Source organism: Desulfatiglans anilini DSM 4660, from assembly GCF_000422285.1.
Taxonomy (GTDB): domain Bacteria; phylum Desulfobacterota; class DSM-4660; order Desulfatiglandales; family Desulfatiglandaceae; genus Desulfatiglans; species Desulfatiglans anilini.
This window is the reverse complement of the sequence record NZ_AULM01000016.1, coordinates 68,374-81,394: the sequence shown is the minus strand read 5'-3', so window position 1 is coordinate 81,394 and position 13,021 is coordinate 68,374. Positions and strand designations below refer to the sequence as shown.

The 13,021-nt window shown below is 55.6% G+C and carries 12 protein-coding genes; 6 read left to right on the top strand and 6 right to left on the bottom strand.

Features of this window, described 5'->3' with window-relative positions; all coding sequences use genetic code 11:
• Positions 1-78: 78 nt before the first annotated feature.
• From H567_RS0112505 to H567_RS0112495, 3 genes are all read left to right on the top strand, one after another.
• The gene (locus H567_RS0112505; protein WP_028321658.1) at positions 79-1,167 is read left to right on the top strand and encodes an ankyrin repeat domain-containing protein; all 1,089 of its coding nucleotides are present in this window, start codon (positions 79-81) and stop codon (positions 1,165-1,167) included.
• A gap of 560 nt (positions 1,168-1,727) precedes the next feature.
• Positions 1,728-1,955, top strand: a complete 228-nt coding sequence (locus H567_RS0112500; RefSeq protein WP_028321657.1) for an AbrB/MazE/SpoVT family DNA-binding domain-containing protein — start codon at positions 1,728-1,730, stop codon at positions 1,953-1,955.
• Between the two features lie 3 nt (positions 1,956-1,958).
• The gene (locus H567_RS0112495; RefSeq protein WP_028321656.1) at positions 1,959-2,354 is read left to right on the top strand and encodes a type II toxin-antitoxin system death-on-curing family toxin; all 396 of its coding nucleotides are present in this window, start codon (positions 1,959-1,961) and stop codon (positions 2,352-2,354) included.
• Between the two features lie 465 nt (positions 2,355-2,819).
• On the opposite strand, the gene H567_RS0112490 is transcribed toward H567_RS0112495, so the two are convergent.
• On the bottom strand, positions 2,820-3,791 hold the full coding sequence (locus H567_RS0112490) for a nucleotidyl transferase AbiEii/AbiGii toxin family protein (protein ID WP_035254284.1): 972 nt from the start codon (positions 3,789-3,791) through the stop codon (positions 2,820-2,822).
• Positions 3,788-4,594, bottom strand: coding sequence for a type IV toxin-antitoxin system AbiEi family antitoxin domain-containing protein (locus tag H567_RS0112485; protein WP_028321654.1), 807 nt, complete (start codon positions 4,592-4,594; stop codon positions 3,788-3,790). The genes H567_RS0112490 and H567_RS0112485 overlap by 4 nt, the downstream gene beginning before the upstream one ends.
• 301 nt (positions 4,595-4,895) lie before the next feature.
• On the opposite strand from H567_RS0112485, the gene H567_RS29330 reads away from it, so the two are divergent.
• On the top strand, positions 4,896-5,543 hold the full coding sequence (locus H567_RS29330; RefSeq protein ID WP_028321653.1) for a DUF2924 domain-containing protein: 648 nt from the start codon (positions 4,896-4,898) through the stop codon (positions 5,541-5,543).
• A gap of 28 nt (positions 5,544-5,571) precedes the next feature.
• A complete protein-coding gene (locus H567_RS29180; RefSeq protein WP_028321652.1) occupies positions 5,572-5,898 on the top strand; it encodes a hypothetical protein in 327 nt (108 codons plus the stop codon).
• 101 nt (positions 5,899-5,999) lie between these two features.
• On the opposite strand, the gene H567_RS0112470 is transcribed toward H567_RS29180, so the two are convergent.
• On the bottom strand, positions 6,000-6,500 hold the full coding sequence (locus tag H567_RS0112470; RefSeq protein ID WP_028321651.1) for a GNAT family N-acetyltransferase: 501 nt from the start codon (positions 6,498-6,500) through the stop codon (positions 6,000-6,002).
• Complete coding sequence (locus H567_RS0112465; RefSeq protein ID WP_051184790.1) at positions 6,497-6,781, bottom strand: type II toxin-antitoxin system TacA family antitoxin; 285 nt, start codon at positions 6,779-6,781, stop codon at positions 6,497-6,499. The genes H567_RS0112470 and H567_RS0112465 overlap by 4 nt, the downstream gene beginning before the upstream one ends.
• Before the next feature lie 806 nt (positions 6,782-7,587).
• Between H567_RS0112465 and H567_RS28560 the strand changes: the two genes are divergently transcribed.
• Positions 7,588-8,544 carry a hypothetical protein gene (locus H567_RS28560; RefSeq protein ID WP_153306168.1) on the top strand — a complete coding sequence of 319 codons (957 nt, stop codon included), beginning with the start codon at positions 7,588-7,590 and terminating at the stop codon, positions 8,542-8,544.
• 364 nt (positions 8,545-8,908) lie between these two features.
• Here the strand turns inward: H567_RS28560 and H567_RS24720 are convergent, their stop codons facing one another.
• Positions 8,909-12,115, bottom strand: coding sequence for a DEAD/DEAH box helicase family protein (locus tag H567_RS24720; protein WP_084517247.1), 3,207 nt, complete (start codon positions 12,113-12,115; stop codon positions 8,909-8,911).
• Entirely contained in the window at positions 12,115-12,738 is a 624-nt protein-coding gene (locus tag H567_RS24715; RefSeq protein ID WP_035254280.1) for a class I SAM-dependent methyltransferase, read from the bottom strand. The genes H567_RS24720 and H567_RS24715 overlap by 1 nt, the downstream gene beginning before the upstream one ends.
• Positions 12,739-13,021: the final 283 nt, after the last annotated feature.

Below are 13,021 nucleotides of genomic sequence, written 5' to 3'. Positions count from 1 at the left end.
CAAAACAAGTCTGTCCAAATTACCCCGAAAATCACCACCAATCGTCCAGGATAATCAGAAAAAAAACGTCAGATTATTGTGAAAGACGACACCCCGCCGGCAAAAGGAGCCAGAAAAAAGTGCCCACTGCAAGTCTCCATCGACAAAGGATTTCACAGCCTTGTGCAGGTGCTCCTCGAAAGCGGAGCAATTTTTCAAGATGGGTCTTTCAATGCGCTCGAGCTGGCGCTGGGCAACCGTCGCCTGGATTTGATCAAGCTTTTGGTGGAACACGGAGCCGACGTCCGGTCGGTGGACATGACGTGGGTCTTCGACTCCTGGGACCCGGCGATCATGGAATATTTCATCGATCAGGGTGCCGATGTTGAAACCGGCTATCCGCTTGCAGAGGCGCTGTGCTGGAAAATCCGAACCGTTTTGAGGGTGTTCAAGCGACACAAAGACCGCTTCCCCAGCTTTCAGGACCAGGTAAACATGGCATTGCGCCATCACTGCAAGGAGGGAAATCTCAAATGGGTGTCACTGTTGTTGTGGGCCGGTGCCGATCCGTTTGCCAAGGGGCCGGATTCACCTGGCGAAGACCCGGAGGAAGACCTGTGCGCCTTGGAGTACGCCGCGCTGTACAAGCATTTTGACATTTTCAAACTGAAAAATATCAGGATATCCCCTGATCACCCCATTGCGAGTGACATGCTGGAAAATGCCTGCCGGGCGGACAAGGCGGATTTTCTGGTTGAACTCCTTGATCAGGGATTCAATCCTGCCGAACAGAAGGATCGGGGGTCATCCCTCATCCAGACCTGCATACGGTGTTTGGATTGGTCCTTCGACTACGATTGGTTCACTCGCGAACGCAAAACCAAGGACATCGATACTTCCCGTTCGCGTGAAACGCTTAAAATGATACACATTCTGGCCAAACACGGCGCCAAGTGGAGGCCCACGGAGCGGTATCAAATCAACGACGCCCGCCGGTCTCTGCTCAAAATGAGCGTCGATTACACGGTCGAGTTCGTCTGGATCATGGCCAAATACGATGGCTGCAGCCGTGATACCATCGAACAGCTCCTGCGGACGCCCACGATAAAGCGGCACGTTGCCAAACATCAACCGCGCATCCAGGAGCTTTTAAAGGAATTTCCATCGATACCGGAAGACACGAGTTGAACGGGAACTGTTGGCGAGGAAACCCAAGCTGACACCGTTTCCACCATATCGGGAACGGCCTGATCTTTGATAACCCATTGATATTGAAGGTTTTCGGTTAACTCCGGGAGAAAAAGAACGGTTATGAAGAGGGTTGCACACGGGGAGCCAGACAAAAATACGGTCGATGAAGCACCGGTTTTATTTAAAAGGAAGCCTTGAGCAAGAACAGATCAGGGCTTTTTCTTTGTCCAAACGTTTCCGGCCCCTTCCAGCTTCTTCCCCGCCCGCCCGGCCATCTCTGTTTTTGGCCGGTTTTTACTGTACCTGGACATAACCCCATGCTTGCGCCGCTATCTGACTGACCGTAGGCCGCATGCCGCCCCGTGATGCGAGGCGCTCCTTGCCTCCAGCCTTTGCCGGCGCCGGATTGCCAACCCCGTTTCCTGCCGACTCCGCAAGGCCGGGATTGAAAGTGAGTGAATTCGGCTAGACCCAAGCAGGCCAAAGGCGAGCGGTCCTTGACAAACCCGCACTTTGGTAATACATTGGATGCACAATGAATAACCTGGAGGCGCACCATGATCAAAAGACTGACCAAACACGGGAATAGCCTCGCGCTGGTGATTGACCGGGCCGTGCTGGAGCTTCTGAAGATCAATAAGGAAACCCCTTTGGAAATTTCCACAGACGGCCAGTCACTGGTGATCACACCGCTCAGGGACACAGATCAGGATGTAACCTTCAAGGAAGCGCTCGAATCGGTGAACACCCGCTACGGGCGGGCACTCAAACGGCTGGCGGAATAGGGCGTGCATCCGATCTTTCTATCATTTGCAGAGGTCCTTCAGATTCATCAGGATCAGATCGATCGTTACGGCGGAGAGCCCGGCATACGCGACCGTGGGCTTTTGCAGAGCGCCATCGCAACGCCGGCGGCCGGATTCGGTGGGCGCTACATCCACCAGGACCTGTTCGCGATGGCTTCCGCGTACCTGTTCCACATCGTCAAAAATCATCCCTTCATAGACGGCAACAAGCGCACCGGAGCTGTAGCAGCTCTCGTCTTCATGCTTCTGAATGGAATTCAGGTAGGAATCAATGAGGATGACTTGGAAAAAGCCGTACTAGCCGTAGCCGAGGGGAAATGGGACAAGGCACTCGTCACCGAGTTCATCAGGAAAAACTCCCGACTTGACAGAAAATAGCTGATAAGCCATCCCCTGACCACCTATCAAAAATGTGCAAAGAACATGTCGTATCAGCAATTCTTCCGGCTGCAGGTTCCAGTGGGTTGCCGTCGGCTGGGTACATCGAAAAGGATCTTTCTGGTATTATGTGAAATTATTTCCGCATTTTCTTGCGCCGGGGTCTTGTTGGCCAGCAAAGCGCTGAAAATTGTAGGAACAGGCACACGCGGTTTCTGGAACCTCACCCACATTGACACAGAGGGAGCGTCTTGACCGTTGAGGACACCGTGGTCCGCGGCCGGCTCTTCGAGACATCCTCCGGCATCCCGATCCTGGAGGTTCCGGAGAACGACATCCTTGCCGTAGGGACCACCAAGCCACTCGCCGACTTGCCCCCGAATCGGACACGGACGCGGTGCATGTGGCACAAGTCTAAGGATCTGAGGCGCTTACGGAGAAACGGCTTGATGCATTCGGGGTCTGTCAAGACAATCCCTTATGACGCCTCACGTTGAGCGCCTTCCATTCGAGCAGCGGCTGGGATTGTATGCGTCGCTGAAGAGATTCATCGGCGGTCAAAAGCGTGGGGTCGATCACCCCTTGTTCCAGCAGCAGGTCCAAGAACTTACGCTCGGGATCCGTAAAGGGCAGCACTGCGGATAGACGTTCACGGCATTCCCTTACAAGACGCATCCCGTATTCGGCTGATTCCGCTTGGACCTCGGCCGCATTGACGCGCAGCGTAGGGATCAACTGCCTGGCCAAATCCATGGCGTCGAAGTCCACATCGCCCGAGGAGACCGTCCTCCAATCCTTCCTGTTCATCGCGCCGTAGACCACGAACCCGATGCGAAGGAGGTGGGAATCGAGGTTGTCCATTCGGAGAATCCGATGGCTGTCGAACAGGTCCCGCGCCTGTCTGCGCGCCAATAACGCCGCGAGCTTCCCGGCCGCCAGTTCATGGTGATCCAGCACGGGAATGCTCGTGGCCCTCCAAGTCCCGATGGGATGAGAGTCGCGGGTTGTCACAGGCCAAAGCGGGACACGGAACATGAAGTTGATGTCAACTTCGAGGTTACCGCTCCGGCCGGATGCGTTTTCATACCGCAATGACCACTTGCCTCCAGCGTGTTCTTCAGGCATCCGCCTGACTGTGAAACCCTCCCGAGCGAGGACTGCTTGAACAGCCTGCTCGACCTTGGGACGTTCGGCGAGCATGCCGTCACGATCTTCGGCTTCCACGTAGTTCAGATCGATGTCGACGGAGAGCCGGGGAACATTGAAGACGAAAAGATTCAAGGCCGTTCCGCCCTTGAGGACCAACTTCCCTTTGAGGAAAGGGTGGCTTCGCATGGCATCGAGCAGCCCAAGCAGGTGAGCGACCTTTTCGAGCACATCCGGTCTGAAGCCCGTTGCCTGCGCTTCGGCGGCCAGCTTCTCTGGGGAGATTTTCATAGTACCTCTCCCCACGCCCGTTCGAGCACTTCCCTTGGAACCACCAAGTTCCATTCCGACACGAGGCGACCGGATGTCCGCTTGGCGCGGTCCAGATAATGCGGTTGCCGGGGCCGCAGATCGTGAAGCGCCTTGAGGTGACGGTCCTCCACCATCAACGGTTCGCGGTGCTGTTCGAGAAAGAACCCCACCTTCGCCCCGGTGGTCGCGTTTCCGAGCAGAAGAGCGTACTCCACGACCTTGTCGAGGTCGAAGAATTCGACGGACTCCAGCGACCGCCAGATTTCCTCCCAGCTTCCCGAAAGGTCCGGACGATCCAGGACGTCCACCAAGGTCCGCTCCAGGCTCGTGACCCGTAGCTCCATACCGGCGCGCTCCGGGGTCGAAACGCCGACGTGGATTTTTCCCGCGCGGAGGAGAGTGTGTGGAAACCTCGTCCCCCGGAAAACATGGGAGCGGAACGTCAGAGGTCCAAGCGGGCGGGATGCCGAGTACGTGATGTGTGTATAAACCGAGTAAGCCTTTCCGTGAAACTCCAATGCCGTATGGTGCGACAACACCGAATCCGGCGTCAGCTTCGCGGCGACGAGGAACGGATCGACCGGATACGAATCCGTATCGGCTCCCGACGGGATGACGGCATACAACCCGCGGCGTACCCGAACGACGCGTCCGGCCTTCTGGTGGTACGCCAGGAGCGACTCCTGCGCCCGCCCGCCGACTTCACCGTGGGACGACAGATGGTTGGCCAGATCGTCTCCGGTGAAAACCGGGTGCTTTCGGAAGAACTCATCATGTTTCATCTTTGGCATCCTTGACTTGGTTTCACGTTACCCATAGCAATGTTATGGGTTTTGAGTCAAAATGTCAAGTGTAAAGTCGGGTTTATTGACAATCTCACGCGAAACCCATATGAAATTATGGGTTTCATACGTGCGCGTCAAGTGCCGAACGCCCCGTCGACGTTCCCTCCCCGCCTCCGATAGATAACCCCAGGGGCGGGCGCTTCCCGCCACACGGCGCGAATGTCGCGCCCACAAGGGCAAGACAAATCCGCAGGACAGCGGATTTGGACGGCCAAAGGCCGCCCGAAGGGGGGGAGCCATGGAAGGCGAGCATCAAACCGAGAGGACCCCGGTGGAAACACGATCCAATCCGAAATCCAAGAACCCGGCAGCTGATGCGGTAGCTGAGCCGTCGCCGCTTTCAGCGGACGGTCTGGTGCTCGTCCCGCTTGCCGCCGCCGCGGACGAGGGACTGGACCTGCCCGTGGAGCAGGTGCTTCACCTCGAGTGGGACGCGCCGGCCTTCTCGCCACGGGGCAACTCTCTCGTCCTTCCCGCGTTCCAGTCCATCGAACTCCTCCGCGATTACCGCCGGGCCGAAAAGGCCATCGCCAAGCGCTGGGCCACGCCGTTCAGGCTCCTCAAGGTCGGCGGCGCGTTCGGCCAGAAGATGGTCATGCCCGATCAGAAGATGCACGAACAGGTCCGCGACATGGTCAACAACATGGACCTCAAGAACGGCTTGGTCGTCCCCTTCTACGTCACGGTGGAGACCCACGGCACCGAGGGGCAGGTCCTCAACGTCGAGGACAAGGTCAAGGAGGTGAAGGAGGACATCGTGGTCAAAGTACTCGAAGACGGCTTCGAGTTCGAAGGCCGGCGCTATAAGTCCCTCTCGGCCATTGCCAGGGCAGCACCGGCTCCCAGTGGAACGGGTTCATCTTCTTCGGCCTCAAACCCCCAGTGACGACCCAGAAACACCAGGAGACGATCCCATGAAGAACGGTGCCGTCGCAAATCGGGAGAGCATCCGTTGCGCCGTTTGCACGCGTAAATCGACCGAAGAGGGCCTCAAACAGGACTTCAACAGCCTCGACGCCCAGAGGGAAGAATGCTACAAGACCACGCCCAGAGCTTGGGAACAGACCTCAGTTCTTTTTGCCTCATGGCGCTCTTACGCGGAGTGCAATGGGGAAGCGGGGGGTGATGTCCGCAAGTTCGGTCCAATGCTCAGTAAACGAGGTTTCCTGCCCGAGCGTCTTGGATGCCCCCAAAGACCCAATCCTCAATCTTCACTGGCTGGCCATCTATTTCAAGCATGATGGACAAACTGGACAGATAAAACCATTCATCGCTCCTGCGCGCATGGGATAAACCGGAAAATGCGTCCAGGGGATTGGGGAACCTCTTTGAGCAATGTCCCTTATCGACTGCAGGCTATGATTTTTTGGGCGTCACCGAGAGCCAAGAAGTACGTCAGAGGCAACAGTGGAGAGAGGCGAAATCCTGCATGCTCATAGAATCGGGCAGCCCTCTCATGCAAGGCATGTACAAGCAAGGCCCGAATGCCCGCGATCTCCGCCGCTTGCAGCGTCCGGAGTACAGCTTCTCGAAGCAGGTCAAGGCCGAAACCTTGCCCTTGCCACTCCTCGTCAACCGCGAGGCGGCCCAACACCATGACGGGAATGGGATCAGGCATGTTGCGCCGCACCTTAGAGGGGGCCTCGAGGGCGGCGACAGCCCCGGCAGCCAAGGCATAATACCCGATCACGCGGTCGTTTTCGGTGATGACATAAGTCCTGGATGCACCGCTGGACTGGTTTGCCAACGCCCTCCGCTTGAGCCAATCGTCCATGCTCGGTTCGCCGGAGCGAAACGACAGAACGTCGTGATTCCCTGCAAGAGGCTCCGGCGCGTTGATCATTTCTCCCACCGAGGCTTACGCGAGATGAGGGCCTTCAAACGCTCGTTCGAACTCGGGGGACTGTCCAGCAGCCTCTGGAATTCCAGGAATTGTTCGGCCGAAACCCGAAACAGCACCTGGTCGAGAATGGCGTCCTTCGCAGCCTTGGTAACCGCGTCAAGGATAAACTCCGTTCTCGTCTTGTTGCTGAGCGAAGCGGCCTGATCAATCAGGTTACGCTGCGCAGGGGCCACCCGGATATTGATGTTTGTGCTGCGGCTCAATTGAGCAGTCTGCGCCATGGCTTGTTCCTCCTATGCTGATACCATAGAGCACCGCGCATTACGTGTCAATACATTGTGCGCACAAAACCTTTGTAAGGAAATACCGCCGTTGAGGGTCTCATCTGGGGCATCCAGAATCATTAATCGCCCACGCGCATGCGCGCGCATAGAGCATGGAGGGAAAACCGGATTCGATAACCCTGATGCCCCCGATGACCCAATCCTCAATCTTCACTGGCTGGCCGCCAACGCCAAGGTCGAAGAGGAAGGAGATAAAGGCAGAGGCGGCTCGCAAACGGATCACGTGCTAGTGATCGCCGTAATCGAGCCACTGCGTGATCGCCTTAATGAGGCCACTTGGTGATCGGCGTAATGGGGCAACTCGATCCGACACGATACCCCGAAAGACCCGCTTCCGGGGGAAGCGTTCAGACCCCGTCACGTCTGCGGGAGATCCCGCCTGCTTCCATTCGTTCAATCCTGAAACAAAATTCTTGCGCAAACCCTTGTCTGGTGCTAATGAAAAGAGCATTCCTCAGGGCCCATTTTTCACAAATAATAAAGTCTATTTCAGTTTTATTAACGCCGGTCAAAACATGGACAATTCTGGCCTGCAGAAAAATGGCCAAGATTGGCGGCGCCTGGCGCTCGTATACGACAAAACAAAACCGTCAGGCCTGCTCGCGAAAATGAATCAAGGACTCTGGGATGTTGGGATATATGGACCCGTGGAAATTTCATAATAAATCCATCTATTTTCGGAGCATGGCGCCAATCTTCATCATTTCGGAGTGGAGCCGCCCAACGAATCAAATATAGGTAGAATGGGAAATCTGGCGCGTTATCTGCAGCTCGAATTCTCTCGCCACAAGCCTCCTGGGTGGTCCTGCACTTCGGAGGTTGCGGTCACGCCGCCTGAACTTTGCAAGCTCTTGGGGTTTACGCCTAAAACGGATGTCTTGTTGGCAAATGCCGACGGGTCACGCCGGTATTGGATTGAATTTGAAGTAAGCAGAGCGGACCCCGTGGCAAATCACGCGAAATTTGCCGCTACACATTTGTTCAGTCCACAATCCGATACGGATGTATTTGTTTCCATGGTCAGTCCCCATGTGGCAACAGGGCGTAGAAATCTGGGAGCAACCGCCATTTCTCTAATGCGTCATGTGGGCATGAATGCTTTTCAAACGACCTTATTGCCTCGATATTCACCTCAAGAAGTTAAGCATCTCAATCAAATGCCGCTTCATGAATTACGTGGAAGACATATTGATATCTCTTCTGAAATCTTAAGAGTTTTTGATATATCAAAACCGTTAATTTCTTTTGAGAGGTCCAGAATTCACTTCGCAGCAAATTTGCTGGAGGTGATTCTGAATATCAGATCATGGAACACTGAGATCCAGAATAACAGCAACAAGCTATTGTGGGGAAAAAGAATAGCTAAATATTTCGTATTTGATAATAGATTAAAATGGTTTGCACCAAGTAAGTACTGTGCATTTACATTCATTAATCCTGATGCCAATTTAATGTCATCTCGGTTGAAAATTTCGGATCTCAACGGCATGTCGATCAAGCGGTATTCAAGCATCGAACGTAATAACTGGCAGTTTGACGGACAGCGAGCCAAAAATCATCTGATTCACAACTTGGGGATGGTCTTAATAGAAGCTGAAGAGGATAGCAAAATTTGGGAACGCTTTCAAAGATGGCTTGGTGACAATTCAGATTCAATTACAGTTCATCCTTCCCGTCCCAAGTTTATTCTTTTTCCTTAAACGTCCGGCTTCGCTCAGGGGGGGGAATTCAACCCCTCAGTGCGTAGCCCGTTACATTGCAAGGCGGAAACCGATACTACAGGCATAGGTTTACCAGTCGGAGCCAGCACAAATTGCATATTTTAGACAGGCGAAAATTTCTTAAGCAGTAATAACTAATGCTCATCCTAAATGCTCTTCAACTGCAGACAGAGGACACCAGACCATTTCCGAGTGGATACCTCACCCGCGACGAACTGGAAGTCCTAGGCCGAATCGTCAAAACCTACCTCCCTCCGGCCGAAGACCGCGGCCTCCGCACTCAAAACGGCATCATGAGCAAAAGTATCCCGGTCGGAATATCATTACAGTGAACATAAGAAAATCATTCGTCTTGTAATATCAAAACCAGAGTATCTTTTTCGTATTTGATCCTAAAAAGCCTCTGTCCGTCAGTGCTGCCATCTTTTGATTGAGAAAAATAAGAGCAATAGGGCGAGTCGGGAGGCGATTGAATATAAAAGGATCTGCCGTCGCTGGATCGCCTGAGTGTTGCCTGCCATTTCTCGCCGTTCATTTTCACTCGCACGAGTTTCTCTCCTCCCGGGGGGAGCCGGCGAGCCCCAAGAAGCAGTTCTGCGAGCTCAGGGCGAAGCTTGAAGGTGCTTTCCGTAACATCCGGGCCGGCATACACAGTCTGCCGAAGGGCCTTCCGCCTGAAATATTCAGCCAGGGCGAATGTGGCCCGGTCGCGCACAAGCATCCTGAAATGATCGTCCATCCAGAAGGGATGGACGGCTTGTTGAAGAAGGAAGCGGTTCTGGTTGAGGTCCAGAATGAAAAAATCCTTCGGGCTGTTGCTCAGGAAATGGAGCGGCATTTTTCTGAGCTTTCTTATTATAAGGTCAAGAGGGAATTTGCCGGGCTCCTCGGCCCTGGCAAGATCTTCGTAGTCGGGCAGATGATCCGGATGGGCCAAGAAATGGTTGAGAAACCTGACGGCGATGTCCTCGATCGCCCATTGGGTGCCCGGCATTTCGAGCAGAGAAAGGAGCACCACCATTTTATAGGAGCGGACAGGGCGAAGGTCCTTTTCGAGATGCTGTAGAAACGCCTCTCCAGGGGTGTCGAGGATGTCGTTTTCGCAGGGATCCAGCCGGCCGTCTTCGCAGTAAAGCTTCGCCCGCAACCAGTTGCCGAAATGGGAGATGAAAGCGCGCGGATCGATATCATACCCTGCAGCGAAAAGATCCATGAGCTGTGGTGACCTGCCTCCAAGGTTCTCCCTGATCTCGAGATAAAAGTTCTTGAGACGTTCAGCCACTGGCGTATGCCTGCCGAGGATCGTCTTCAATTCATCGTCCCAGATCCTCTGGACCTTCAATTCCGGATCCAGGAAGCAGGATGCCGGCAGCATTTTTCGGGGGTCCGGCCGGACTTTCCCTGCAAAGTCTTTGATAAAGGTCTCGATCGACGTGTACCCGCAAAGCGCGAGCGGCGCCACATGCACTTTACGGTAGTTTCCCACGAAATCGATGGCCACCAGAAAATCCTTTCCGGGCGATCGTCGCAGTCCGCGGCCCAGTTGCTGGAGAAAAACCGCAAAGGACTGGGTCGGTCGGAGGAAAAGCACATGGGTAAGCTCAGGGATGTCGACGCCTTCGTTGAAAATATCGACCGAGCAGATCACCTTGAGTGGGTCCTTCTCATCTCGAAGGCATCGAATCGTTGCCTGGCGGGTTTCTTCGGAATCCTCCCCTAGAAGGGCCCTGGCAGGAATCCCATGGCTCAGGCTCAGGTGTCTTGCCGTATACCTGGCGTGGGCGATGGAGGAGCAAAAGGCAAGGGCTTTGATCTTGCCCATTGAAGGCAGAAAATTAGAAAGATTGCGTGCGATGACAGCGGTGCGGGTGTCCGTGCTCAGAGCCTGGTCAAGCTCGTGTTCGTCGTATTGGGTACCGCGCCAAGTGATCCCACTGTAGTCCGTTTCATCATAGACGGCAAAATACTGAAACGGGGTGAGCCAGCCGCGTTCGATCGCCTCCAGAACCCTCAGCTCATAGGCGATATTGTAGCCGCAATGGGCGAGAACATCCCGGCCGTCCATACGCTCCGGAGTGGCCGTGAGGCCTAGGAAGAACTGCGGGCGGAAGTGTTCGATGACGCGCCGGTACGTAGCCGCCTGGCTGTGGTGGAACTCGTCCATCACGATGTAATCGAAAGAATCAGGCGGCAGCTTTTCCAGTGTGGAATGGCGGCTGAGGGTCTGGATCATCGCGAAGACGGCCGGGTGATCTGATGCGGGCCGGTCCTCGGCGGTGCAGAGGGCGCCGAAATAGGGTAAGTTCATGACGGTTCGGAAGCTCTCCATGGCCTTCAGAAGAATTGTCTGGCGGTGGGCGATGAAAAGCATCCTACGGCAGCCGGATGTCCGAAAGTCGAAGGCGGCGAGGTAGGTCTTTCCGATTCCCGTGGCGGCGATGACCGCCGCCCGTTCGACGCCCTGTGCACGCATCTCAGCCAGTTTTTCAAGCGCTTCGATCTGGGGGGTGTTGGGGTGGACAGGCTCCTGGCGGGGTGACGAGCCTTCAGCCACTTGCTTGTCTCGGAAATGCTCGGGGTGGTAAGCTTTAGGGGCTGCGCTTTCAGGGACAGTGTGGAATCGCCGCCGGTAACCTTCGAGGAAGTCTTCGCTGACGGGAACGGACTGCTTCGTCCAGTATTGATCGAAGATCCGGACGGCGGCTTCGAAGGGGGCGGCTTCCTCGAAGGCGAGATTGATCTCGCTCGAAGTGAAGTAGTTCCACTCGATATTGGTGGTGAGCCCTGCCCCGGTGAGGTTCGAGGAGCCGATGATCACGGAGCCCACGCCGTCGCGGCGTTTAAAAAGGTATGCCTTGACGTGGAAATCCGGGGGCACCCTGTCGAACGGCATCTGCGGGGGATGAAAAACCCGTACTTCACCGCCTGGTAGAAGGCGTTCGATGTGGCTCAGGTATTCGGGCCGGGTGACGTTGCCCATGGTCGACAGGAGAAGCCGAAGCCTGCCGCCGGACGCAACGAAGCGCTCAAAACCCGTCAAGAGCAGATTGACGGCGGAAGGGGAGGAAAAGGCCGAAGCGATCCAGGCATCGGTGCTCCGCAAAAGTTCGGAACGGATGAGTTCGATCAGGTCCAGGGCGTCGCCGGGATTGAACAGAAAGGCAGGCGTGTCGCGACCGGATGCAGTTTGGGCGATGTATCCGTTGACAGCTTCAAGAAACAGTTTTTCGTGGAAGCAGCCTCGTTCGGCGGCCCTTGTACGGCGAGCCTGCTCCAGATCATGGAAGGTGAAACCTTCTTCACGGAGGGCGGCCAACACAGTCTCGAGCAGGTCGGCGGATTCCGTCAGAACGCCGTGCGAATCCTTTGCTCTCCACGCGGAGAACAGCTCGTGGGCCTCCTCGAGGATCTTCCGGCCGAGGGCCAGTCTGAATTCGTCATCGCCAAGCGTCCGCACAAAAGGCGCCTTACCGGCCTCCCGGATGATTTCCGGGATGCGGTCGCGCACGAGCTTGCGGTAAATGACCGGCTTTTCTTCTTGCTGGTCCATCAACCGGGCTCTCCCAGGGGATCTGCGGGTGCATCAGCTTCATGATGGGGTTTTTCGAGCACATACCCGAGCCAGACATCCTTAGGGCGTACCGCTGAAATCTGACGTTGAACATCCAGGATGGTGAAGCCGCTGGAGGCGATCAGCGCGCGTAGCGGCTGATCCTCCCATAGATAGAAGACGCGCCCGTCAGGAATGGACGAGGACCCGCGGCCTTCCTTGAGGGTCAGGAGGACCTTTCCACGTGGTCGGAGCCCCTGCGTAATGTGAAGGAAAACCCGCGAAAGGGACTCATGTGGGACGTGGACCAACGCTCCCACCAGCAGGATCGCGTCGCAGGGGAGAGACCGGAAGTCGAAAGAGCGGAAATCGGCCTCATGGATCTCGCATCCGGCATGGTCGGCGGCCATGCGTGCAAGACTGCGCGAGCGCTCCATGCCGACCACACGATAGCCTCTTTCTTTGAACCAGCGCAGATCGCGGCCGCTGCCGCAGCCTACGTCGAGGAGCAAACTCGCCGGCGGAAGGTATCGGATAAGCGGCTCGAGAAAGGGCGCCGGGTCGATTCCGACCGTCTGCTGGTAATAAGCTTCGTGGTTTTCCTCGTAGAATGAGCCGCTCATAGGTGTTTCAGCGCATCCCCCTTTTCTGCTTTCACAACCGCTCGGCTTGCTGCGCAAACGTGATCATCCTATACCGTCAGGCTGCTGCAAGCGAAACGAGCGCTCCAACAGGGGATCAAAGGCCTCTCGTTTTTCATGGGTGAATGGGGCAAGCCTAAGGCGATGCAAAACTCAGGGGATGTTTTCCCTTTTAAAGAACCCCATTTTTCGGGAAAGGCCCTCTTAAACAGATGTCTTCGGGAAGCGTGCATGCTTTTGCCGCTTCGCTGCTGTAGCGCCCGAT

Coding starts and splice junctions, on each gene's coding strand:
- H567_RS0112465 (WP_051184790.1), bottom strand. CDS start 6,781: ATGGCGCAGACTGCTCAATTGAGCCGCAGCACAAACATCAATATCCGG.
- H567_RS24715 (WP_035254280.1), bottom strand. CDS start 12,738: ATGAGCGGCTCATTCTACGAGGAAAACCACGAAGCTTATTACCAGCAG.
- H567_RS0112470 (WP_028321651.1), bottom strand. CDS start 6,500: ATGATCAACGCGCCGGAGCCTCTTGCAGGGAATCACGACGTTCTGTCG.
- H567_RS24720 (WP_084517247.1), bottom strand. CDS start 12,115: ATGGACCAGCAAGAAGAAAAGCCGGTCATTTACCGCAAGCTCGTGCGC.
- H567_RS29180 (WP_028321652.1), top strand. CDS start 5,572: ATGAAGAACGGTGCCGTCGCAAATCGGGAGAGCATCCGTTGCGCCGTT.
- H567_RS0112485 (WP_028321654.1), bottom strand. CDS start 4,594: ATGAAACATGATGAGTTCTTCCGAAAGCACCCGGTTTTCACCGGAGAC.
- H567_RS0112490 (WP_035254284.1), bottom strand. CDS start 3,791: ATGAAAATCTCCCCAGAGAAGCTGGCCGCCGAAGCGCAGGCAACGGGC.
- H567_RS28560 (WP_153306168.1), top strand. CDS start 7,588: ATGGGAAATCTGGCGCGTTATCTGCAGCTCGAATTCTCTCGCCACAAG.
- H567_RS29330 (WP_028321653.1), top strand. CDS start 4,896: ATGGAAGGCGAGCATCAAACCGAGAGGACCCCGGTGGAAACACGATCC.
- H567_RS0112500 (WP_028321657.1), top strand. CDS start 1,728: ATGATCAAAAGACTGACCAAACACGGGAATAGCCTCGCGCTGGTGATT.